The sequence below is a fragment of the Ruminococcus sp. AM42-11 genome (genome assembly GCF_003480145.1).
In the GTDB taxonomy this organism is placed as follows: Bacteria; Bacillota; Clostridia; order Lachnospirales; family Lachnospiraceae; genus Blautia_A; species Blautia_A faecis.
Genome location: NZ_QUIO01000031.1, coordinates 20,346 through 45,168 on the forward strand (window position 1 = coordinate 20,346; position 24,823 = coordinate 45,168).

General features: G+C 41.0%; 15 protein-coding genes. All 15 read right to left on the bottom strand.

Annotation, left to right across the window (positions count from 1 at the left end; all coding sequences use genetic code 11):
- Nucleotides 1-41 precede the first annotated feature (41 nt).
- The 15 genes from DW904_RS16390 to DW904_RS16455 all read right to left on the bottom strand — a co-directional run bounded on the left by DW904_RS16390 (nt 42) and on the right by DW904_RS16455 (nt 24,630).
- On the bottom strand, nt 42-539 hold the full coding sequence (locus DW904_RS16390; RefSeq protein WP_117854227.1) for a nitroreductase family protein: 498 nt from the start codon (nt 537-539) through the stop codon (nt 42-44).
- A gap of 478 nt (nt 540-1,017) precedes the next feature.
- Nucleotides 1,018-1,140 (bottom strand): hypothetical protein, encoded by a 123-nt coding sequence (locus DW904_RS24625; protein WP_279254399.1) that lies wholly within the window; start codon nt 1,138-1,140, stop codon nt 1,018-1,020.
- Between the two features lie 173 nt (nt 1,141-1,313).
- The gene (locus DW904_RS16400; protein WP_117854229.1) at nt 1,314-2,195 is read right to left on the bottom strand and encodes a carbohydrate ABC transporter permease; all 882 of its coding nucleotides are present in this window, start codon (nt 2,193-2,195) and stop codon (nt 1,314-1,316) included.
- 12 nt (nt 2,196-2,207) lie between these two features.
- A complete protein-coding gene (locus tag DW904_RS16405; RefSeq protein ID WP_118582788.1) occupies nt 2,208-3,125 on the bottom strand; it encodes an ABC transporter permease subunit in 918 nt (305 codons plus the stop codon).
- Between the two features lie 97 nt (nt 3,126-3,222).
- On the bottom strand, nt 3,223-4,665 hold the full coding sequence (locus tag DW904_RS16410; RefSeq protein ID WP_118582791.1) for an ABC transporter substrate-binding protein: 1,443 nt from the start codon (nt 4,663-4,665) through the stop codon (nt 3,223-3,225).
- 215 nt (nt 4,666-4,880) lie between these two features.
- Nucleotides 4,881-6,455 (bottom strand): helix-turn-helix domain-containing protein, encoded by a 1,575-nt coding sequence (locus DW904_RS16415; RefSeq protein WP_173767633.1) that lies wholly within the window; start codon nt 6,453-6,455, stop codon nt 4,881-4,883.
- Nucleotides 6,452-8,170 carry a histidine kinase gene (locus DW904_RS16420; protein ID WP_118582794.1) on the bottom strand — a complete coding sequence of 573 codons (1,719 nt, stop codon included), beginning with the start codon at nt 8,168-8,170 and terminating at the stop codon, nt 6,452-6,454. Before DW904_RS16420 ends, DW904_RS16415 begins: the two co-directional genes overlap by 4 nt.
- 51 nt (nt 8,171-8,221) lie before the next feature.
- Nucleotides 8,222-10,669: a glycoside hydrolase family 3 protein gene (locus DW904_RS16425; RefSeq protein ID WP_117854234.1), complete on the bottom strand. Its 2,448-nt coding sequence runs from the start codon at nt 10,667-10,669 to the stop codon at nt 8,222-8,224.
- A gap of 22 nt (nt 10,670-10,691) precedes the next feature.
- Entirely contained in the window at nt 10,692-13,031 is a 2,340-nt protein-coding gene (locus DW904_RS16430) for a cellobiose phosphorylase (RefSeq protein WP_117854235.1), read from the bottom strand.
- 21 nt (nt 13,032-13,052) lie between these two features.
- Nucleotides 13,053-15,494, bottom strand: coding sequence for a hypothetical protein (locus DW904_RS16435; RefSeq protein WP_117854236.1), 2,442 nt, complete (start codon nt 15,492-15,494; stop codon nt 13,053-13,055).
- Complete coding sequence (locus DW904_RS16440) at nt 15,491-17,920, bottom strand: glycoside hydrolase family 3 N-terminal domain-containing protein (RefSeq protein ID WP_117854237.1); 2,430 nt, start codon at nt 17,918-17,920, stop codon at nt 15,491-15,493. The genes DW904_RS16435 and DW904_RS16440 overlap by 4 nt, the downstream gene beginning before the upstream one ends.
- Entirely contained in the window at nt 17,913-20,480 is a 2,568-nt protein-coding gene (locus tag DW904_RS16445; RefSeq protein ID WP_117854238.1) for a family 78 glycoside hydrolase catalytic domain, read from the bottom strand. The genes DW904_RS16440 and DW904_RS16445 overlap by 8 nt, the downstream gene beginning before the upstream one ends.
- Entirely contained in the window at nt 20,480-20,983 is a 504-nt protein-coding gene (locus DW904_RS24630) for a glycoside hydrolase family 3 N-terminal domain-containing protein (RefSeq protein ID WP_347562179.1), read from the bottom strand. Before DW904_RS24630 ends, DW904_RS16445 begins: the two co-directional genes overlap by 1 nt.
- Complete coding sequence (locus DW904_RS16450) at nt 20,923-23,112, bottom strand: glycoside hydrolase family 3 C-terminal domain-containing protein (RefSeq protein ID WP_279254400.1); 2,190 nt, start codon at nt 23,110-23,112, stop codon at nt 20,923-20,925. Before DW904_RS16450 ends, DW904_RS24630 begins: the two co-directional genes overlap by 61 nt.
- A 99-nt stretch (nt 23,113-23,211) precedes the next feature.
- Entirely contained in the window at nt 23,212-24,630 is a 1,419-nt protein-coding gene (locus DW904_RS16455) for an MFS transporter (RefSeq protein WP_226838046.1), read from the bottom strand.
- Nucleotides 24,631-24,823: the final 193 nt, after the last annotated feature.

Genomic DNA, 24,823 nt, shown 5'->3' on the forward strand with positions numbered 1-24,823 from the left:
GTAGTTAGTCCCTACTATACCAAAAACAAGACTGTTCAAAGTTATTCAACAAAATGAATCCTTGTTTCATCAAAACGATTCTGCTGTTCTCGTATTTCTGCCGGATACCCCAGTGCAAACAGAGAAAATACTTCCAGATTTTTCGGAAGATTCAGTATTTCATGAACCAGGTTCATTCTGTCCTGCATCGGTGCAATCCCAATCCACACACCGCCAAGTCCCAGTGCATCCGTTTCCAGCCAGATATTTTCCTGGGCAATAGCCATATCAATCTGAGCCATATCCTGTACAACCAGACCTTTCGTGCGATACACCGGTACAATGACAACCGGGGCTTCTGCTGCACATCCGGAATATGGGGTTGCCTTTGACAATTCCTGTATTTTCTCTTTGTCTGTCACTACATAAAATTCCCATGGCTGCTGATTACATGCACTCAGTGCCTGCATTCCCGCCTTCAATATCTGTATGATTTTTTCTTTCTCTACTGCCTTATCCTCATATTTTCTGATACGCACCCTGTGAAAAACATTCTCCATATTATTTTGCTCCTTCTGTATACATTTTTGAACTTCTAGTTGTATCATACGATATATTTTTTATAAAAACAATCCAGAAATTTGTGCAGTTAATAGACGCTTTATGTTTCCGCGCAATTTTGCGTTGATACTTTCCTTCCAATAACGTATAATTCGGAGACAGCTGGAAAAGCAACCGGCTATTATATTATAAAAACATACGATTGGAGGGCATTGATATATGGAAGAAAACCAAACTCTAAACAGACCATAATAGAACTGCATTGTATAAAGATTTCCTTCGTAAAACGAAACTTCTTTATACAACGCAGCCTTTCCTTTAACTTTGAATCGTATGTAATTTTTCAAACAGGCTCCAACACTTTTATTTAACCGGAACCAGGAATTCCTTCAACAAAGCATAATCCTCTGCATCATAGCATACGATCTCATAGGATTCTATGTCCGGGTTGCTGAATACTCTGGTAAGCCCAATATACTATGTCAGCTTGGAGGCAAGATTTAACACGTCTTTCACGTCTGTAATCAGTTCCACTCTTCCATGGCATTTCTCAAGTGCTCTGAAAAAGCCGTCAATGTTCTGTATTGATTTTACACGCATGGTTTTCACTCTTTTGAATTTCTTTTTTTCTTCGACATTAGAGCATGTTTACAAAGTACTTCACTGCTTCTTTTCATGCATCTTGTCAATGATATTATTTTAACACTATTTAAAATATTTTTTGCAATTCTATTTTTGTCATCATAGTTTCTATTTGGGAAACTATAATGATCTCACCCCTTCACAGCACCAACCGTAATTCCTTTTACCAGGAATTTCTGGAAAAACGGATATGCAATCAGAATTGGCAAAACTCCCAGAAATGCAATTGCCATACGCACTGATGTAGAAGGAATCTGTGCCATTACGCTGACACCAGACGCGGAAGTCTGTTTGATCATATCAATATTTCTCATAATCTTTGTTAACAATACCTGAATGCTGTAAAGGCTGTCGTCTGACAGATAATACAGACCATTCATCCAGTCATTCCAATATCCGAGACCAACCAGAAGTGCAACAGTTGCAATAATTGGTTTCGCCATAGGAAGTACACATTTCACAAGAATTGTCCCTTCACGCGCCCCATCGATTTTTGCAGCTTCGATAATTTCCATAGGGATACTGGATGTAAAATATGTTCTCATCATAATTACATTGTAAGCATTCAGTAAAAGATTGGGAATCAGCAATGCCCATATTGTGTTCTGAATATGGAAATTTCTTGTCCACATAATATAGGAGGGAATCAGACCACCATTAAACAGCATTGTGAAAAAGAGATAAAAAGCAAATATATTTCTGCCCGGAAGATCTTTTCTGGATAACGGATATGACATCAAAATTGTCATGATCAGATTAAGAACCGTTCCCACAACCGTAACACCAATAGAAACGCTGTATGCTTTTAACAGTGCACCAGTGCTGGAAAATAAATATTTGTATGCAGAAAGATCAAACTCTTTCGGCCAAAAAGTATAACCATATACTGACAGTGCCGATTCAGAACTGAATGACGCGGAAATCATCAAAAGAAACGGAGCCACACAGCATATTGTCAGCAATGCAAGAATTAAATTGGCAAAAAACTGGAATATTTTTTCGTTTTTATACATAGGTGCCTCCTTTTAAAACAACGCGCTTTCCGGATCGACTTTCTTTACGATCAGATTCGCTGTAATAACAAGTATAAATCCGACTACAGATTGATATACTCCTGCTGCTGCAGACATTCCAATGTTATTTGTCTGCATCAAACCACGATATACATAAGTATCAATTGTATTTGTCACATCAAGAAGTGTTCCGGAATTCATCGGAATCTGGTAAAACAGACCAAAGTCAGAATACATGATTCTTCCCACACTCATCAGTGTCAGAATTACAATCGTCGGTTTAATCGCAGGCAAAGTGATATGTAGGATCTGCTGCCATCTTCCTGCCCCGTCAACTCTTGCTGCTTCATAGTAAGTCTTATCAATTGCAATAATCATTGCATAGTACATAATACTGTTGTACCCGATATTTTTCCATAAATTAACGATTACCAGTATCACAGGCCAGTATTTCGGCTCATTGTACCAGGAAATTTTGTTCATTCCCAATTTTGCAAGAATCTGTGTATTAATATAGCCGTTTCCTTCACTGAGGAATGCAAATACCAGATAACTGACAATTACCATCGAAACCAGATACGGAATCAGAATACAGGTCTGATATATTTTTTTCGAAATCTTTGATCTTATTTCGCAAAGAAGGATTGCTACCGCAATTGCACACACAGTTCCTAAGACAATAAAAATAAGATTATAGCCAATTGTATTTCTCATAATGATCCATGCGTCTTTGCTGGCAAAAAGAAATTTGAAGTTTTTCAGTCCGATAAATGGGCTTCCATAAATTCCTTTCTGGAAATTATACTGACGAAATGCCAGTGACACGCCAGGCAGCGGCACATAATTATTAATAAAAATATATATGCAAGCCGGAAGCATCATCAGATACAAAGGCCAATAGCGTCTGATTTTTCTCATTTTACTTTTCATGAACAAACCTCCTCGTTTTTCTATTCAAACACATGCACTGCTAAGTGCATTTAAAAAGGACAGGACGAAACCGGCCTGTCCTTTTTATTCCCTTTACTTATTTCTGTTTTGCCAGATATTCATCCAGCTGTCTCTGTGCCTCTTCATGAATGGTTCTAAGACCAGCAGCTTCCAGTTCTTCAATGAATTCCGGAATTGCTTCTTCAGGATCTAATGCGCCCCACTGTAAAGGAGTTTCATACTTCTGCTTTACGTTATTACATGCAGTAATTTCGTTCATAATTGTAGAAGTATCCAGAACAAAACCAAGAGAAGTTGCACGTGCTGCACTATCATTGAACTCTTCAAGTTCCTGACGGACAGCTGGATCTTTTCCTTCGAATACTGGAAGAATATTTAAGTTCGGCCATGCCCACTCATATGTAGTATAAGTGTCTTTCACACCATCCGGAATCTTTACAACAGATCCTTCTTCTACCCATTCATAATTAACGCCTTCAATACCATATGCAGCCATTGTAGCTACTTCCTTATCGGAATAAAGCAGGTTCCACAATTCCATTGCTTTTTCCGGATATTCACAGCCTGCAGGAATACACCAGATACCTTTATTACGCTCTGTATCTTTAAGAGGCTCTACAAACTGGGCTGAAACAAATTCATGTCCATTGTCTTTTGAGAAATCTGCTTCTTTACCAGGAATCAGGTTTTCATAATCAGCAAATCCAACTGTGCTCATCGGACTGTTATCTGTGGAAGTAGCAGCATCTGGCATCAGAAGTCCTTCCTGGTTCCACTGGTACATATAATTACAGAAATCCTTCCATTCCTGTGTCTCATACTGGCTTGTGATAGTGGTATCACTTGGATCAAATCCATTTTCAAGTACAACTAGTCCATTATAAATATCATCAATGTGGAAGGTTTTCTGCATTCCGCCACCAACCCATGATGGAACAAGCGGATATAAATCCGGATAATTCTCTTTTACTTTTACAAGTACATCATGAAAATCGTCCATTCCTTTGATATCATCTGCATTGATTCCCAACTCATCCAGAATATCTTTTCTCATCATGACACCTGAAGCTCTTGCTTTGTCTCCATTGCTTGGAAGGAAATACATCTGGTCATCGAAATACAATGCTTTGGTATCTTCTTCTTTTACCATGGCAGCTGCGTCTGGTGCATATTCTGTATACAGATCATCCAGCGGAAGAAGCATTCCAGAGGATACCAGTCCGCTACGGTCAAGATTATGTGCACACACCAGGTCAAGTTTTTCGCCACTTGTCATTGCAAGATTCAGTTTTTCCGTATCAATTGTCTGATAGATTTCTACTTCTGCTCCAATTTTCTCTCTGGTGATTTCGCTAAGAGCCTCAGATACTTTTTCGCACTCTTCTGTTGAGCCTTCGCCAAACACCCAGATTTTAAGTTTTACAACATCATCATCTGCTTTTACTGCTACTGCCGGTGTAAATGCAGAGCATGTCATTAGTGCTGCAAGAACTGCTGCCATCATCTTTTTTCTTTTCATTTTTTCCTCTCTTCTGCACAGAAATAGATTTTATGTTCGCAGGCTTCCATGCATTGTCTGTGCTCATATGCTTTTGCCTCTTTCTGTTCTTTATTTTATCGCCCTGCCATATTTAAATCTATCAAAGAAGCATCCAGTATTGTTCTGTTTACGTTTACTTATTTTTATTGATTATTTTTTGTTCTTTTTCCGCACATTTTTGTTCTTTTTCCGTTCTACGCGTTCCGTTCCGAGGATGGTGTCGTACCCATAACCTTTTTATAAACTTTACTGAAATGAGAAAAATTGTCATAACCAACTTTAGCTGCGATCAGACTGACAGGCAAAGATGTGGTAATCAACAGATTTTTTGCAGCCTTCATTTTGGTTAATGTAATATACTCCTTCAAAGGCATTCCTTTTTCTTTGTGAAACAGTCTCGAAATATAGTCCGGGCTTAGATAGACAGCTTTTGCAATCTGTGCACACTGTAAAGGAGAGTCCAGATTTTCACGGATATATTTTTCGATTATAGCCAGGCTGTTATCGGATGTTTCAGTTTCTGAACATGCCGAAACAAAAAAAGAAGTAATTTTTTTCAAATAAGCGGCAGCTGATTCCAGTGTAACAGCACTGCTGATTCCAGCCACATCTTCAAAAGCCGGTAAGGAATGTGCCGGAAGTTCCAGTTTCCGCGCGGCACTGTAAGCGCAGTGATAATAATTTTTGCAAAATTCAACCAGAGTATCGTGATTCAGTTTATTATTTATGTTTAAGGATTGAAGATACAACAATGCTTCCTGCTCTGCTTTGCCCGCCTGATTGCCAGAAAGATACATTTCGAATTGCGACAATAACTCCGGTTCACAGTATGTAATAGTTTGTGGAACACTTGCCGAATCAGAAAAAAAGATACCAGAACTTTGACAGATATTATTTTTCCTTTCTTCCTGCAAAGCGGCAGCTGTCCTGGACAACTCGCTTACCTGGAAAGAGGGACGTGTATAAAACGCGCAGGAACAGGAAAATTGCCTGGTAATTCTGGAATAGATCATATTTAACCGAGCATAATACACGTCTGCATCCATTAACTTATTTTCCAGGCTGTAAATAAGTATTCCAATAGACGTTTTATCTGGAAAATAAGACAATATCTGATGTTGAAACGGAGAGAAAAAATCTCTGAATATTTCTTCTGTACTTTGGCGCCATTCTTCAAAAGCTACTGGAAAGGAATGCCATTGTTGTATCTGAACCCACAAGAGATAAACGTCTGAACCAGCTGAAACCGGAATCTTCATTTCCTGAAGAAAGTGAAGCACCTGGTCAAGATCCGTTTCCTTTCCCATAAACCAGTCATTTAAAAGACCTTTCAACAAAGCATTTTTCTGGGGTAAAGCTGCTTTTCCAAAATTCAGCCAGGTCTGCTGCTGTTCTTTTTCCTGAATTCTTTTTATGCTCCGTTTAATAGCAGATTCAATGTCTTCATATCTTGCCGGCTGAAGAATATAATCAAAGCTTTCTAATTGAATTGCTTCCTGCGCATAGAAAAAATCAGCATGGGAAGTCAGAAAAATACATTCAAACTGGTAATGATTCTCCCTGCACCAGCGAAGAAGGGATAATCCACTTTCCTTTGGCATCTCAATATCTGTTAACAGAATATCAATAGGGTGGGAAAGAATAATTTCCCTGGCTTCGGATGCATTTAACGCCGTATAAACATTATGTACCAAAAGAGCACTCCAATTCAGACCTGATTTTAATGAAGAGAGTACACTTGGCTGATCATCTACTAATAAAATATTCATGATTCTATCTTCCTTTCCCGAAAAGGTATCAGAAGTTCCACACATCCCTGGTTTTCTATGTTATAAAATGCCAGAGTGCTTTGATTTTCGTAAATCATCTTCATGCGATAATATATGTTATAAATTCCTACATTGTAGTCTTTATACAAAAAATCATGTTCTTCCAGATGGTTCAGTGTATTCAGAGCCTCTAAAGGAAAACCTCCGCAATTGTCTGAAATTGTAATATTCAGATAATCCTGCTGCTCTATAGATACATGAGCAGTCTTCAATTGTATCTTAATATGAGATCGATCCTGACAATGCTTGATACTATTTTCTACAAAAGTAAGAATTGACAGAGGAGGAACCAAAACATCTGTTGTATCTGCCGAGATATCAATTCCAAGCTCCGGCCAACAAGAAAAATATAGCTGTTGCAATTTAATATAGCTGGATACAGAGTGAATTTCTTCTTCCAGACTGACCAGTTCAATGTTATTTCGAAAGATATAACGGAAATATTCTGAAAGAGCCAGAATGCTTTCCTGGATCTCGCCGTATTGTTTCTTTTCTGCCATGCCATACAGGCTTTTCAGACAGTTGAGATAAAAATGAGGACGGATCTGCAACTGAAGATACTGCAGCTGTGCCTGCTTTAAATCCAGTTTCTTTTCATATGCTTCCAGTTTTAAATCATTGATTTTAGTCAACATTTCATTAAAGGTCTGACCAAAGCGCTGCAGTTCCAGCAGATCATAATTGTCATTTACACGCAGCGATAAGTTTCCGTTTCCAACTTTTTGCATAGTTTCCATAAGCGTATTAATTGGATAAATCAATTTTCTGTACAGATACATTCCGATCAGGGATATTGAAAAAAGCAATGCGATCATACAAGAAATCAATACTTTCTGGAATAAATTCATATGTGACCAGATTCCCTTGTATGGAAAAATGCAGCAAAGCTGTAGATTATATTCTCCCACTGGTGAACTGATAAACTGATATGTTTTTTTATCAAGGGTTATTTTTCTGACAGGATTATCTTCATATGGAAATAGCAGTTTCCTGGTGACAAATTCTGAGGTATAAGATGTTCCTTCCAAAGATGCATAAAAAAGATGCATATCCGAATCAGACATACCCGCGAACAATGAGAAATTATCCAGAGACGGATCCACCATAACAGCACAAATAGTAGTGTCATACCCGATCATCCGGATCAGTACCACCCGGTCTGAAAGCATAAATGGAATCCAGCGATTGCGTTCTTCTGACAGATGAATCGGCTGCATAAAGTAATCCTTGAGCAGTTTCTGGTCTTCATAGGAATAATGTTGCTGGAAGGAAGGATAATAACAATTATCACTTTTTTCTTTGCTGTACAGAAAAAATCCTCCAAGGCAGGAATCCTGCGTCAGAATCGGACGCAGGATCTGTAAGATTGTATAGGCATTCTGGTACTTTTCCAGTTGCGTGTTACTATAATGGAACGAATGAAAAGGAGAGCCGGGTACAACAAGATTATTAAGCTGAGTTTCCGATCGTTTCAAAACTTCTTCCATATGAGTTGTAACCTGCGACAGCTGGATTTCCGTATCTGACTGATCCGCATGAATCTGCCTGCTGATAGTATAGCAGGTCAGCACAAGAAGCAGGATAAGAGCCGGGATAGATACAGAAAGAAAAGAAATATTGAGAATCTGTTTAATTGTCTTCGGATTTTGTTTCATAATAATCTCCTCCTTTCCGGTTCCCACTTTTTCTTTCGTGAGGATTCCAAATTATGGGGTTACCTTGCTGGTCATATCCAGAAGATGGCTGACTGCATTCTCAAGCTCTCTGCGAGTCACACGCTTTTCCTGTACCCCCTTTAATATCTGGGCAATTACAGGAGGGCCTCCTGGCATGACAATATCGTTTCCAGCAGCAACAGCATCTGCTCCGTCTGTTACAATATCCATATCCCCCCAGTCGGTTACCACAGCTCCCTCAAATCCCCATTCTTCACGAAGAATATGGGTGCACAGATCTTTATTTGCTCCTGCAAAAATACCATTTATCTTATTAAAAGATGTCATAATACACGCAACCTTAGCATCACGAACCAGCATCTCAAAGGGCTTTAAATAAATTTCCCGGGCTGTGCGCTCTGTCAGGATCGAATCTACTGCATCATAATTTTTTCTGCTGCTTCCCCTGCGGAATGTTTCCTGCTCATTTACTGCAAAATGCTTCGGACATACCAGCACCGGATGATTCTCCTGTACACCCTTGGTTATCTCACAGGCACATATTCCAGTTAAATAAGGATCTTCTGAAAAATATTCAAAATTTCTTCCGCAAAGAGGATTCCTGTGTAAGTTTACAGCTGGTGCAAGCCATATATCCACTTGCTTTCTCTCGCATTCTTCCCCTATAGCATTTCCAAATTCATACCAGAGTTTTTTGTCAAATGCGCAGGCGATCAGCATTTCCGTTGGCCATGCTGTCTCTCCGATTCCAGCTGGTCCGTCTTTATAAAAAACAGACTTGATACCCTTTTCCTCAATCGCAGGAGAAACATATCCGGCATATCCAACCGGATGGCTGTTCGTGGTCAGAGGTGTCCCGTTTTCATCTAAAATTGTAGAAGGTTTACTCAGATCTCCTGCTGCTGCAAAAGGAATTCCAGGTCCGTATCCCACACAAAGGGCAGCCAGTTCTTCTATGGAAAATCCAGAAAAATTTCTTGTTTGCACTTTACAGTTATGTACTTCTGCTGCTTTTTTCTGTTGATTTCCTTTTTTAACTGTATCTACTCTCTCTGTTCTCTCTATTACGTCCGCTATTTTCGTCGTTCCATCAGGTTTTTTATCCTTTGTTAAAAATTTAAGCTTTCCACAGTTACAGGATGCTAACATCAGGCAATTCTCACATTGCTCCAGAACATAATCCTGTTCTGTTTGCATAAATTTTCCACAGACCGTATTTCTGGAAGAGTTTCCCACACGCAGTGCATACTCCCCTTTTTCCAGCACCCATGCGGCTCGCTCTTCTTCATATACCGCCAGTTCTTTCCATGGAATTGTAATGCTAAGCACTTCCTCTTCACCAGGAGCCAGCTGAGAGGTTTTTTCAAAACCTCCCAGAGCCTGCATCGGATGCTCACATCCTTCCTGATCCATTTTTGACCAATAGACCTGGGCTACTTCTTTTCCCGGCACAGCTCCTGTATTTTTCACACGGACAACAACTTTTATACCGTCTTTTTTCTTTTGGGTACCTGTTTCTGTAATTTCAAATGTCGTGTATGATAATCCGTATCCAAACGGGAATAACACATTTTTCTGAAAAGTATCAAAATACCGGTAACCTGCATAAATGTTCTCCCAGTAAACCGTTACAGGACTTTTCTCAAATCCCCTGCTGCCATTTTCCTCTGCGGATAATCCATAATCCTCATACGTCATGATCTGATCCGGATGTTCCTTATCCCATGAAAAATGTGCAGATGAAGGATAGTCGTTATAATCTTCTGCAATAGTCACTGTCATTTTTCCAGATGGGTTCACTTTTCCAGAAAGAATTCTGCCCAGGGCAACCGCACCTCTTTCCCCGGGAATTCCAAGAAACAATACACTTTTGATGCTGTCATACTTTTTCAGCCATGCCAGATCGATCAGACCATTTACATTTAATATAACCACAACTTTGGTAAACTGACTGCATACTATGTCTACCAGTTTTTCTTCTTCCCTTGTCAGGTAATAGTCTTCTGTCAAATGCCGGTCACATTCCTCACCACCGGAATTTCTTCCCAGAACGATCACTGCGGTATCTGTTTTTTCCGCTGCCTGTTGAAGCAGATACTCTGGCACTTCATATTCTTTAAGCGGAGCACGGTACTTTCCAAATATTTCATACATGATTCCACAGTTCATAGCCTCATTTACTTTCGTCCAGTCAAAAGTATCCTCTTCAGAAACCTTTTCCTCTTTCAGCTTATATGTGTAGAATCCCTTTAATAAAGCTTCCGGAATAATACTGTTTTTTTCACACTCGTCAAGAATCGTAGGACAGCCGGCAATATGAGCCCCACCTGAACCGTTTCCGGAATACAGCATTCCAATCTGTGCTCTTCCGAAGAATGCCACATCTTTCTGTCCGACAAATGGAAGAAGATTATCTTCGTTTTTTAGCAGTACCACAGATTCTTCTACTATTTTTTCTGCAACTTTTTTTTGATTCATTCTCTCTATTGCTCCTTACTGGTTACTGCTGTGAAATTTTCACTTCGACCTCATGCATCTTTCCATCTCTGAAATCTGGCAATACAGATTCCAGGCACGGCTTTCCATCTACAAAAAGACTTCCTTTTCCGTTCTCCACATGCTGTGGATTTTGAATCACAATGTGATAATCGGCTCCTCTGAAATGTCTTGTCATCTCTGCATTTTCCCATTCTGCCGGAAAACAAGGAACAATTTTTAAGCCTTCATAATCCCTCTTCACACCCATGATTCCTTCGTATATTCCCATCAGGCACCAGACAGATGTTCCTGTAGTCCAGGACTGATAAGACTTTCCGTAATATCCTGGATGTGTAGAGTAGCAATTGGTAAAGACATAAGGTTCAGCACCGGAACGTGAAGAAGGATTTTTCTCACTGTCAGGCATTATTTTCTTTAATGTCTGCAATGCTTTTGATGCTCTTCCCACCTTACAATCCATCAGAATCTTAAATCCTGTTGCGTGACAATAAACACCGCCATTTTCAAACAATCCGGGAAGCATTCCTGACATTCTTCCTACATGGGCATCGTAAATCTGGTAAGGCGGATCGTTCAATGGAAATCCAAAATCCCGCTCCATTTCATCAACGGACCGAAGCAGTTCTGGCAGCTTTTCATCATCTGCTACATCTGCCAGCACAGCCCAGGTCTGGGCATTCAAATAGATTTTACTGCCTTTACTGTCCTTGGTACCTATATCTCCTTTTCTACTCAAAGCTCTAGCATACCAGTTTCCATTCCATGCCGCCTGATTGATACTGCATTTCATTTTTTTGTACTCTTCTTCCAGGAACTGTGCATATGTATGATCACCTGCATATTCCATCAGATTTTTCAGTTCCCGAAGTGCCAGACAGAACTGATGGGAAAGCATCACAGATTCTGCCTCTTCATCATCTGTAACATTCAGTGCGTCGTTCCAGTCTGCGAAAAATATTTTAACCAGACCGTTTTCACCTTTATCTGCAATCAGTCGGTCAACAGCTGCTTTCACATGCTCCAGCACTGTAGCTTCCCCACCATCCTGCCAGGCTGTCTTTTTTTCCAGCAATGCCAGATTACCAGTTTCTTTGATCAGTTCACATACTGCCCAGATGATCCAGAATGGCTGATCTGAGTAACGGGTATCATCATAAGGATACCAGGTCAGTACCGCATGCCCATCACGGAACTGATGTCTCAGACACTCTATAATCTCTTCTTCTGCTTTTTCCTGTCTGTAGTTCAAAAGTCCGACTGCGATCTGCAGATTATCCCGGACTCCTTTTTTCCCGACAATACAAAAATCAGCCTGCTTTTTCACCCAGTTATTCATAATATGGTTTATTTTTTCATCCGGTGTCTTAATTGACAGAGAACTGATTTTTTCATAATTGTATGCTGCTGCTTTTTCAAATTCCTGCTGTACTTTTTCCGGGTTTGATCCGTACTGTTCTACTACTTCAATCGCCTTTTCACATGACTGGCTGATTCCGAACAGCACATGAATTTCTTTTTTCTCACCTGGCTGTAACTGAATTTTATGCTGAAGCACTCCTCCAAGGATAAAAAGTGCAGCTTCTGAATTCGTGCAGTCTCTTCCCTGTACCACTACATCTGGCCGCTGAAATAACGCACATGCAGATGCATCCGGCATTGTTAAGGTCGATAACGAGCCACAGAATTTCGTCAAATCTCCATCATAAGCATATACTGGTTCCGTAGAAGCCAGAAATCCGTGATAATACTCATGTGGGGCAAACGGATGTGCGGAATCACAGTAAATTCCATTTAATTCTGACTGAAAACCAGTATTCATACAACGGTACATTTCGTAGTATCTTGGATAAGAAAATCCTTCCAGCGAAAAGCTGACAGCCGAAAACATACTGAGATTACGTTCCTGTTCTCCCTTATTACAAAGCGTCACTGTCCACATTTCATAAAGTCCCTTTTGGGGAACAAAAATTCTCCAGGAGCCTTCTATTTCATCTTTTTCTGATCGTATTTCTGAGTAGCTGATGTTGTGTGTACAGCTGTAATTTTCAACTTCCGCATTTAATGGTCCTTTTCCAATGTTCCAGCAGCTTCCACTTTCATCATCTCTTAAATATACATATCTGGCATCATTTTGATTAATCATGCACATATCTGCTTTTTCGCTGAGGAAATAGCTCCGGCCATGACCGGTCTGGGAAATCTGGGCACAATACCGGTCTTCATTCCATAAATAATTATACCAGTGTCTTGGCGTTGCCGGATCTAGTATCTGACAGCTGTTTCCTTCATCCGTAAACTGATACAGATCAGTGTTTTCCAGCATTTCTACTGATGTCTTCATAGCAATTTCTCCTCGTATTTCTTATCTTTTTACAGTGAGATGATACTGAATTCCTGGAATCGTGCCATTTACCGCAAACTGTATCTCCCCATTTTCCTCTATTCCTTCAAGCTGTGCGATTACTTCTCCAACCGGACTTAGTACCTCAAGCTTGGCTTCTTTTGCCTGTACATAAATACAGCCTTCCAGTGTTTCTGCAAACAGCTTTCCTTTAAATTCTACAGCTGTAAATTCATATGGCATTCCGGGTATTTTCTGTCCAGGATAGTATCCGGTTTCATCCATCCCAGTCTCTCCCATTGCAGTAAGAATATATTCCTGCGCCTGATCAAGATTGTTTTCTTCTTTTGCGATAAAAGCCAACGTGATCCGTTTGTTTTCTGCTTTTACCTTTACCATATCAGATAACGAAATCAATTCTTTCGGTGCCCCGCTGTAATATCCACAATAAGGAGTCTGAACCGCATAGCAGGCATTTTCCGGATCAAATATAATTTCCCCGGTCTCAGATATTAATTTTCCATCAACATAGCCAGTTTCCTTTGGAATTACATCCCACTCCTTCATCGCCTGATCCATGATGCGCGCAAAATTTCTGTAATCTCCCTCTCCTGCAATCTTTGCAATATCATTAAACACAAGCGCCTGCTCCCCAAGATGAACGCCCTGCTCAATCAGCTTTGTTCCCTTAGCAGCTCTTTCCAGCCGGTTTTTATCTTCATATCTTCTTCCAATATCCCGGTACTTTGACCACGCATAATAAACACTGTGTTTTGCCTCAGATAATCTGGCTCCGTTTAAAAATCCTGCATTTACTGCAATATCTCCATTTCCCTGGTAGGTGTCACCAGAATCCAGAAATACGTTGCGCATTCCTGTTATATATGGGAAAAACATAGTCGGCATAGCATGAAACTCAGGCAGTGTTTTCAGATCATTCTGGGTATACACAATATCAACACAATGCTTAGCCTCAGATACCAGACCTTTCAGAAACATCGATGCCATAAATCCCCACTGACAGATCACCGCCGGGTCATTATACACATCAAAGATATTCCGGATTTCATCTGCCGGCTGATCATCCCAGTTCTCTGAGGTATGATGATTGTAAAGAATCAATCCATCCCAGTCATTCAGGCATGCATAGGCAACTGTCTGAACAAGTGCAGTGGAATGGAACATATGCTCACCATATTCGTTCCATTCGCTTAACATAAAAGGCTTTCCTTTTACGATTGCTACAGATGCCAGACTCAACAGGGTAGTTGCCATGGAACCAACGCCTCTCTGCCAGGTCAGAGGATTGGTGGATACATATTCTACCGGTCCATTTACCATATAAGTATTGTTCATATCAGGCAATAAAAGCGGATGATTGAAATAGCTGTTGTTTTCCATCAGATCTCCATCTGTATGTCCATACACATCAGCCGCCCCTGCGATCAGATTACTTGTAACGATCGGAACCTTAACTCCCAAAGAAATAAGATAATCCTTCATATCCCGGTAAAATTTCCGGTTCATATAAATACCAAACTCCATAAAATCTGCATATCTGGCCGGACTTTCTTCTGTATCCCAAGAACCATTAGGATCGTTAACCGGCTGATAAAAACCGCCTGCAATACCACGTACCGTTCCTGCTGCCGGATCTTCCTCTTCTCCTAGCGCACAGCAGCCTTCACAAGTCCATGCTTCTGCAAGTCTTTTTCTTGTATGATATTTCATTAACAGAAAATGGTTGAAACGAGACTGCACTTCATCCCTGTATGGCTTCATCTGCTCATCGGCATCAGCTCCCATGGCCCATTTGATTGCAGAATCCTCGTTGTTGATCTGAACTGTCACAACAGCCGGATCATCTGCAAGTGAGAGTCCTGTATAGGGATTTACATGACAAAGCAGCTCTTTTGCATATTCCTTCTGCAGCTCTATCATGCGCGCATTATAAATGGCATAACGTTTAATACAGGACGGTGCTCCCCCTGGATAATCCATTTCGTCACCTGGCTGAAATTCTCTTGCAACAATCAGGTCAACATGCAGATAAATTCCTTTTTCTTTTAATTTCGCAATAAAGTAATCAAAACGGTCCAGCCCTTCTGGATTGAATTTCCTGCTGTTTCCGTCTGCATAATCCAGAAGTGGGTTATTTACACAGCTGCTCCAGCTTCCAGGTTGCTCACCTACAGGCGCATCTGCTGCATGAAGACGAATCAGGTTTACTCCCATGCTTGCAAAACGCTCTGCCATTTTTTTCGCAGTTTCATGATCAGGCGTATTGGAACGTGCTGCCACATTAAAGCCAAGAAAACGGGCTCTTTTTCCATCTTCGAAATACAGATGTCCGTTTCTTGTCTCCACAAATCCGTGTTTTCCGGCAGGTGCGTCTAAAAGGTGAGAGTAATCCAGAATTCCCTTATTAGGTTCTGCTTTATGTATTCTTAAGTGTTGTCTCATGTTCTGTCTGCCTCCTTGTAAGCTTTTGCATAGAATCCCCTGTCTGTTCCTTCCAACCAGCCGTCTTCTGTAACCTTATACTCATCTTTCAAGCGAATATCCTGGGATGAACTTCCCACTTCCACAAGAAATGTTCCTTTTTCCACTTTCCACTGCATATTCATGTCCAAAAATGCCATCTGACTAGCCTTTACTTCGAATATAACTGTCTGCTTTTCTCCTGGCTCTAAAGTGATTCGCTTAAATCCTGCCAATTCTTTTACCGGTCTTGCCATACTTGCATAAAGATCTCTCAAATACAGCTGTACCACTTCATCGCCGACCCTGCTGCCCACGTTCTCTACATCCACTCTGATCTCAATTGTTTCAAAAGGGCCAATTTCCTTTTTGGAAAGTTTCAGGTCGGAATAGGAAAACTGTGTATAGGAAAGTCCGTGGCCGAAACAATATCTTGGTGTGTGTGGCAAATCCACATAATTGGCAAATCCGATGCTTCCAACCTGATCCCAGCAGGAATTGTACTGATGATTGTAATAAACAGGAATCTGTCCTGCATGATAAGCAGTTGTAACAGGCATTTTACCTCCTGGGTTATATTCTCCAAGCAATACGCTTACAACAGCCTCTGCTCCGGTTTCTGCCGGGCTCCATGCCTCCAGGATTCCATCCAGATACTTATCCGCAATATCACTTGAGATCGGTCTTCCGTCAAAATGTACTCCGACCATTGGCTTGCCAAATGCAGCTGCACGTTTTATAAATTCGTCCTGTCCTTTTGGCAGATTAATATTGCTTCCATCTACACCTTCTCCCATAGAAGACATGGAGCAGGTTCCGTGTTTGCCTCCTAATGTAAGGATTACCAGATCTGCCTCTTTTATCTTTTCCAAGGCTTCCTCAAAATGGGATTCATCTTCTCCTGCAATATAATAACCATAAGAATAGCTTACCTCTACATCTGGCAGCTTTTCCCGCAGTTCTTCTAAAAGGCTTCTGCAATCCGGCTTCTGCCTTCTCAGGATCTGATCAAACTCCTCTGTTTCATCTGACTGGATATTCGTTCCTGGAACTGTTTTGATTTCCTCTGGTTTTGCAACTTTTACCCCACTGACTCCTGCAATGGAATTCGCTATGGCATAAGTGGATTCCATCATGCACATATGGGTATATCCACCAAAAAACTTTCTTGCACAGTCTGCATGAGGACCGATTACTGCTATTTTTTTTACGTCGGAGCCAATTGGCAATACTCCGTTATTCTTCAGAAGGACCAGCGATTCTTTCGCGGACTGCAGGGATACTTCTCTGTCTGTCTTCTGGGAAAATACACCTTTTAACTCCTCTCCCTGCAAAGAAAACGGATGTTCAAATAAGCCCATACGGAACTTTGCAGTCAGCACACGCAATACAGCCCGGTTAAGTGCACTGATATCGGCTTTTCCAGTCCGGAACTTTTCCAGAAACTTCTCTCCAAATCCACTTGGATTCGGAAGTTCCATATCCATTCCGGCTTTCAGGCAAAGCAGTCCGGCATCTTCCAGCGTCTCTCCAACATGCTGGGAGCCATGGGTATTACCAACTGCACCATAGTCACTGATGCAAAGTCCCTGAAATCCCATTTCATCTCTAAGAAGCTTTGTCAGAAGTCCATAAGATGCAGATACCGGTTCCCCATTCACAGTGCAGTAACAAGGCATGATTCCCAGAAGGTCAGACTCCTGGATTGCAGCCTGAAATGGTTTTCCATAAATTTCTTCCAGAAGTCTTGGCGGTGTATCACTGACAGCTCCGTGGATTCCTCCATTGGAATTATGGAAAGCCAGAAAATGTTTGGCAACACTTTCTGTTTTTCTTCCTGCTGTTTCCTTTTTCTGTATTCCTTTTGTATATGCAGCTCCCATTGCAGAAGCAAGGGCCGGATCTTCCCCATAGGTTTCTCCCTGGCGTCCCATACGGGAATCTCTGGAGATATCCAGAACAGGCGCTAATATGTGGGTAATTCCGCAGGCAGCTTCCTGCCGGCTTACAATTTCTGCGATCTTTTCTTCCACTTCCGGATCAAATCCGGCACCACGTCCGATACCTGCCGGAAAGCTGGTGGAATCCTGAATAAATGGGCCGCATAAGCCTTCCATGTGAAAAATTGCAGGAATGTGATGTTCACTGTTTTCCATTACAATTTCCTGGACTTTTTTCTGCCACGCCGCAACTTCTTCCAATGTCTCCATCCGCCGCATTTCCAATGTGCTTACTTCTCCAATACCATGCGGTACTCTTTTTGAAATTCCGTCAAAATCTTTATATTCTTCGTCAAAAGGAAAAACACCGGTCAGCTGTGCTGCTTTTTCTTCCAGACTCATTTCTTCCAGCAGTGCCTTAGCTCTTTTCTCAGGTGCCAGTGATGCGTTTAAGTATTCTTTACTCATGCTTGTTCTCCATTATCACATATTCATATTTACCGTAGTCTGCTTCATGACAGCTGCCATCTGGCAGTAAAATTTCTGCATGGGCATTCGCCGGGATTTCTACTTTTATTCTGCAGTTTTCTCCCTCATACTCCCAGGAAGATTTAATTTTTCCAAAAGGTGAATCGTAAGATGCTTTCACATATCCAATCTGCCTGTCAGGATAGGGCTGAATCCTGATTTTTCCTTTTTCCACCCGTATTCCGGCAACACGATCCATCAGCCAGCCGGCAAAAGTTCCGAAAGAATAGTGATTCATGGAATCTTTCGGTTCTCTTCCTGCTTCCATACCTTTCCAGTTTTCCCAGACTGTAGTTGCATCATACTTCAGCTGATACAGCCACCCCGGATATGTGTCCTGAAGCATAAGCTTCCATGCCGTATCTCCATGACCATAATCAGTCAGCACATGAAGCAGTTCATATGTGCTTAAAAATCCGGTATTCAGATGAAATCCGTTTTTCACGATCATTTCATTCAGCTCATCACAGGCAATCTTTTTTTCTTCCTCTGAAAGCATGTCAAACATGATCGCGTGAACATAATCGCACTGTCTTTTCTGCTTCATATGTCCATTTTCCATACAAACTTCCCGGTAGGCCAGTTTGGTAAACTTTCTCATTTCACTATAGAATTCTGCTTCTTTCTGGTATCCAAGAGCTTTTGCCATTTCTGAGGCGATATAGCAGCCGTAAGATAAATGTGAAGTGCAGACTTCCGGTGCACCATGTTCATAAATATCTCTCAGGTAAGTTCCACCTGGATCTTCTGTGTTTATAAATCCGTTCCAGTCCGGTTCGATCCATTCTCCCCAATGCCAGCCTGTATCCAGCAGATAAGAACTATACTTTTCGTTTTTCCCTTTTTTTCTTCCAGGATTGTCCTTTTTTGCACGTTCCAGACAATAAGCCAACCATTCCTTTACTTTTTCATAATTTTCTGCAAGTATTTCTGGATTATTGTAACGAAGATACATTCTCCATGGAATCAGATCTATGGCATCACTCCATCCAGCCGCACCGTCAAACAAATGTCCCTGTGATGCCGGAGCTGTCTGGCTGATACAACCACCTTCCAGTTGTACTTCCCTTAATTCACTTAAAAATTTCCGATATACCGGATAGCATTCCATCAGGTACATTCCTGTGTTTACAAATACCTGGGCATCGCCTGTGAAGCCGGTTCTCTCCCTTGTAGGACAATCAGTAGGAATTTCAAGGAAATTCCCTTTCATGCTCCACACTGCATTTGAAAACAGCTGATTGATTCCCGGATGTCCACATTCAAATTTTCCTGTCTGTGGCATATCTGAATAAACAGCAATTGCGGTAAAATTCTTTTCTGTCACTTTTACATCTGTTATAGCCTTAATATAGCGGAAACCAAATATGGATTTTTCCGGCTTATACTCATTCCAGCCTTCTTTACAAATGTATTTTACACATTGCTCTACCCGGTGCTCTGGTGCCTGGAAATTTTCCTGCGTAAAATTGCCATTCTGATCCAGACACTCTCCATGATAAAGCGTAATGCACTGTCCTGCCTGTGCATAAAATCCAAACTTCACGTAACCAGCTATGTTCTGACCAAAATCAATAACAACCTCTCCATTAGGTGTATGAATCTGCTTGCCTGTATAGTTTTCTTTTTCAACTACATCAAAGCTATTGGAACAAACCAGGTTTTCATAGCCGAATTGTTTTTCTGTTACCGGATGCCATTCACAGATGTTTTCTTTTCTTGCATCATAACACTCGCCCTGCATCAGATCATTTAACCCAAGCGGTCCCTCCTGGGATGCACTCCAGCTTTTATCACTTATCAGAACTGTTTTTCTGTCAATTTCCAGCTGACACAGAATTGCCAGATCTGTCCCAAAGCTATTTCGTACTCCACCGTATCCAGTATCGCCTCGCCACCAGCCATCTCCAACTGTAACAAGAATTTCATTTTTTCCGACGTTTAAAAGCCCACTCACATCGTATGTCTGATATTGAAGTCTGGCATTATACTGACTTGTACCAGGGGCAAGAATAAAATCACTGGCTTTTTTCCCATTTATATACGCATTATAAATACCATGGGCAGTTATATAGAGTCTGGCATTTCCGGAATTCTCTACCAGAAATTCTTTTTTCAGATAACTGGCAGGCTGTCTTTCCTCTGGTTCATGAAAAAGTTCCGGATCAATCCATTCTGCCACCCAGTCTTTTTCATCCAGAAGTCCTATTTCAAAGCTGCTTTTTTCGCTCCATTCTCCACAGATATCCTTTTCATCCCATAAACGGACTTTCCAGGTCACCTGACTGCGGCTTTTTAATTTTCCTTGATATTTATGATCCATTACAGAAGATCTGACTTTTCCAGTGTCATATATCTCCTGACCATCCACACTGGCTTTTACCTGATAGGCCGTCTGTGTCTTTGCTTCTTGTACTTTCCATAACAATTTTGGTGAAACAATATCTATAGTTGGATTACCTGTTAAGTATTCAATTTTCAAATCCGTTGCTTTTATCATTATGACTCCTCAGTGTAGGTATTGCTTTTTGCTATGATCCGTAAAATTCTTTCTGCACATCCACGTAATTCTTCCAGTGTAATCGGATATTTTACAGTTCCCTCTTCTGCATCAACAGATGCAAGTATTTCCTCTACGTCCTCTTTGCTTCCCGGCATAAGCAGGTCATTTCCTGCCTTGATGCAGGCTGCCGCGTTGGAAGGTCCATATAAAGGCATTCTGCCTTCCAGATCCGGTTTGGGCTCTGCGGTAGTACCCCAGTCAGTCATAATCAGCCCTTCAAAGCCCCACTCCTGACGTGCAGCTTTTGTTAAAAGATCTACCGAATTCGCAGTATGAATTCCATTCAACATATTGTAAGATGACATCAAGGCCAACGGCTGTGCTTTTCTGATTGCGATTTCAAATCCTTTCAAGTAAATTTCACGCAGAGTGCGTTCTGTCACGTGACTATTATTGTATGCCCTGTTATCTTCCAGATTGTTACATGCGAAATGTTTAATTGTAGTACCAGCTCCAGGGTGAGACTGAACGCTTGGGTCTCAGCAGCTGCACAAATACCGGAAATAAGCGGATCTTCAGAATAATATTCGAAGTTTCTTCCACACAAAGGATTTCTCTGGATATTCATTCCCGGTGCCAGCCAAAGCATGATTCCAAATTCTTTCATTTCGGAACCGACAATATCTCCTGCTTCGTAAAGAGCCTCTTTATCCCAGGTCTGTGCCAGCAAAGTTGCTGTAGGAATTCCAGTGCAATACTGATAATAAGTAACTTCCTTCTCTTTCAAAGGCCGATTATCCTGTTTCATAAAAATATCCATAAAATCATTTCCAAGGGCTGGTTTCTGCCAAGTCACATTCTGACCGTCATCCACTGTAAAGATTGGTGACAACCGCAAACCAGCAGGTCCGTCAGCCAGAATAATATTATGTATATTTCTGCTTTTAATAAGACTTGAAGTCGTTTCTCCTGCAGCTCCAGGGCAGGCTCTGCTTGCCGCCCCTATTGTCGAAGTTTCTTCTTCACCGCCTCTTGCTGTTCCAACACATAATGCAGTCAGTTCTTCTTTTGTTAACTGCTGTACCAGATCGTACAGACTGCATTTTCCAGAGAGCACATCTTCCATTCTGTAGATTTGAGATGCTTGAATTTCCGTTTTCTTGTCAGGAACCTGTTCTGATTTTTTTATTTGTTTTTCCAGACAATTGTCATTTTTCTTTTTTGTCAGAAAACTTTCTACAAACAAATCTGGAGCATTCTTGATTTCTTTTTCTTCTTCCGGATATGAATAAAACAGCGTTTTATCCCCATGGATGCATTCCATTTCACAATCCAGCGGCAATAATTTTTCCAGTTTCTGATAGATACATTCTTTTTCCAGGTGAATAACTCCGGTCACCTTTGTTGCTCTGGAATGTTCTCCTACACGGATAATATAGCTGCCTTTCTCCCAGATCCACGCTTCCTGTTTCTCATCATAAGAAGCCATCCGGCTTACCGGAAAGGAAATCGTCATATTCTCACTCTCACCAGGCTGTAGGCATTTTGTTTTTGCATAAGCTGCCAGTTCCTGATAAGGCTTTTCCAGCCGTCCATCCGGTTCTGATATATAAATCTGCACTACTTCCCTTCCAGAATATTCTTTTCCTGCATTCGTAACCTGTACATTTAATACGATTTCAGAATTTTTAAGTAAAATATCCTTTGTTTCAACCAAAAATGTAGTATAAGATTTTCCATATCCAAATGGATATGCCGGAACTTTTCCAAAAGAATCAAACCAACGGTACCCCACATAAATTCCTTCTGTATAATATTCATCATCCCGGTTTCCGTTCCTATATCCAAATGTATCTGCATTGGGATAATCTTCATATTCTTTTGCCCAGGTCGCTGCCAGATGTCCACAGGGATTTACTTTTCCACTCAAAACATCTGCAAGTGCATCTCCCCCTGAGCTGCCAGCCTGTCCCATCAGAACAACAGCTGAAATATTGGACAGCTCATGGAAAAAGGAAGTATCAATCACGCCGCCAATGTTCAGTACAACAATAACGTGACTGTAATGGCTGCACAGAGTAGTCAAAAACTCTTTCTCTTCCTGATGCAGCTGATAGTCACCAGGCTCATTTCTTCTGTCTGCACCTTCACCGGAATTTCTTGCAAGTACATAAATTGCAATATCCTGGTCTGCCTTGGAAAAATCATTTTCTTCTGTAGGAATCGTCAAAGGGTTCCGATGGGCAAACATCGCCCAGAATGCCAGTTCCGGAGAATCGGCATATTTTTGCTGCATTTTTTCCTTATAAGCTTCTTTCTTCTGCACTGCCGCAGCATCGTATCTGTCCAGCCACGCTTTCGTGGTAATGACAGCACCTGCGTGCTCCAGCCCTTGTTCTACAGAACTGACTTCTCTTGCATTCACTTCTCCTGAGCCAGTTCCACCTGAGACGGTATGTCTGGCACCATTTCCAAACAAAGCGATTTTTGCTTCTTTTAACTTGAGCGGCAGAATACCGTTATTCTCCAGCAAAACCATTCCTTCTGCTGCAATCAGGCGACTTCTGTTTCTGTTTTCGATTTCGCGTCGGCTTACATCCGGCGAAACTGCTGCGTAAATTTTTTTCATGCCCAACACTCCAGATTCTAATTGTAAATTATGGGTTTATACTTTACGACTGATGCTATGCTAATTGGTGTTTGTTACCAGTGAACAGTAACTGCTGTTTTACTGCTCAGTGCTTTTCTGGCTGCGTCTTCTCGCCAGTTCTTCATGAATCGCCGGAAGCTTTTCTTCCAGATCAAAGAACCGGAACAATACAAATAATCCAAGATTGATAATCAGTGGAAGATAGTTTGAAAATGCATAAATTGCATATCTCATAGAAGTAGTTGCCACTTCCAGATCCGGATTGTAAGCGCCCAATGCCAGACAAGCTGTAAGGATTACAGAACCTACACCGGAACCGATCTTGGTTCCAATTCCAATTGCACCTGATGAAACACCTACCATTTTGTTGTAGTATGTATATTCGTTGTAATCGATAACCATAGCCAGAAGAACTCCGTACAGACACATCAGCGGAATCTGAACAAAGCTTCCGATTACACTGACTGCAATATATACCTTAAAATTAGTCGGGATAATACAACGAATTAAAGCAGTAAATGCAGCTCCCAGTACACCGAAATCAATTGTTTTACGAACTCCCAGTTTTGCAATAATCGGTTTCGACACGACAAAACCAACAAGAGTGGCAAAAAATCCCAGGGCTCCAGCAAGTGCTACCAGATTATCATTTCCGAAAATCCATTTACAGTAATAAGTACCAGATGTAGCAGCAATTGAATTTGTGATCTGTGTGATCAGATTAAAAAGTATTAAAATAACCCAATATTTATTTTTAAACAACATTGGAATAGATTTCTTTAACGGAATTGCTTCTTCCTCATCCTGACTATCATTTTCACTAACTTCATCTACAAGTTTCGCTTTGCGACCGTTCATATAACAGATAGAAAGCATTAACAGAACCAGAAGCGCCATAATAAAACCATATTTTATCCATGCATTCTGATTGCCGCCCAGGGCATTTGTAATCGGAATTGTAAGAATCGCGATTACCATTCCAGAGCCATATGCACCAACAGCCCTGCATACACCCATACTTTCACGTTCGCTCTGGCTGTTTGTTCTGACAACCATAACAGCAGACATTGGAGTTCCCATCAGGGTTCCGCATACTGCTGACAAAAGAATGTTTGTCACACATGCATATATCAGTGCAGGAATCTGTCCTGCCTTAATTGGTACGCAGAACAGTAATGCTGCCAGAATGGAATATGGAACCATCATTCTTAAAATCCAACGATAGTATTTTCTATTTCCACCTTTGGAGTGATCGATTATATTTCCAAACCACAGATCCGTCACTGCATCTACAATCTTTGCGATCAGCATTACAATACCAATGCCGCCAACAGCCAAACCCACCTTATCCGTATAGAAATAAGTAAGCTGGCCAATCAGATTGGCTACCAGATTCATGCCAAACTGCCCTGACATATCTGCAAGATAATCACGTTTGCGCATCATTTTCTGCACACCATTTCGGTCAACTCCCAGACCGCGTTTTTCTTTTCTCATGTTTTCTTCTCCTTTTTGTATCTAATACTTTTATAGCTACCAGGGATCAGTAACTTTTTATACCTCAACTTTATCATTCTTAGTTTTTTCTGTATTGTAATTTAAGGTTTTATATTGTAAAATTCAACATATAATTTCAGATTTTTAACATTAACAAGCCCCCAAAAATACTGTCAAATATAGATTTAGAAAA

What these genes read in the sequence shown, in the direction of transcription:
- DW904_RS16440 (WP_117854237.1), bottom strand. Translation starts at nt 17,920, where the DNA reads ATGAGTAAAGAATACTTAAACGCATCACTGGCACCTGAGAAAAGAGCT.
- DW904_RS16425 (WP_117854234.1), bottom strand. Translation starts at nt 10,669, where the DNA reads ATGAATCAAAAAAAAGTTGCAGAAAAAATAGTAGAAGAATCTGTGGTA.
- DW904_RS16435 (WP_117854236.1), bottom strand. Translation starts at nt 15,494, where the DNA reads ATGAGACAACACTTAAGAATACATAAAGCAGAACCTAATAAGGGAATT.
- DW904_RS16430 (WP_117854235.1), bottom strand. Translation starts at nt 13,031, where the DNA reads ATGAAGACATCAGTAGAAATGCTGGAAAACACTGATCTGTATCAGTTT.
- DW904_RS16455 (WP_226838046.1), bottom strand. Translation starts at nt 24,630, where the DNA reads ATGAGAAAAGAAAAACGCGGTCTGGGAGTTGACCGAAATGGTGTGCAG.
- DW904_RS16415 (WP_173767633.1), bottom strand. Translation starts at nt 6,455, where the DNA reads ATGAATATTTTATTAGTAGATGATCAGCCAAGTGTACTCTCTTCATTA.
- DW904_RS16390 (WP_117854227.1), bottom strand. Translation starts at nt 539, where the DNA reads ATGGAGAATGTTTTTCACAGGGTGCGTATCAGAAAATATGAGGATAAG.
- DW904_RS16410 (WP_118582791.1), bottom strand. Translation starts at nt 4,665, where the DNA reads ATGAAAAGAAAAAAGATGATGGCAGCAGTTCTTGCAGCACTAATGACA.
- DW904_RS16400 (WP_117854229.1), bottom strand. Translation starts at nt 2,195, where the DNA reads ATGTATAAAAACGAAAAAATATTCCAGTTTTTTGCCAATTTAATTCTT.
- DW904_RS24625 (WP_279254399.1), bottom strand. Translation starts at nt 1,140, where the DNA reads ATGCGTGTAAAATCAATACAGAACATTGACGGCTTTTTCAGAGCACTT.
- DW904_RS16445 (WP_117854238.1), bottom strand. Translation starts at nt 20,480, where the DNA reads ATGATAAAAGCAACGGATTTGAAAATTGAATACTTAACAGGTAATCCA.
- DW904_RS16405 (WP_118582788.1), bottom strand. Translation starts at nt 3,125, where the DNA reads ATGAAAAGTAAAATGAGAAAAATCAGACGCTATTGGCCTTTGTATCTG.
- DW904_RS16420 (WP_118582794.1), bottom strand. Translation starts at nt 8,170, where the DNA reads ATGAAACAAAATCCGAAGACAATTAAACAGATTCTCAATATTTCTTTT.
- DW904_RS16450 (WP_279254400.1), bottom strand. Translation starts at nt 23,112, where the DNA reads ATGAAAAAAATTTACGCAGCAGTTTCGCCGGATGTAAGCCGACGCGAA.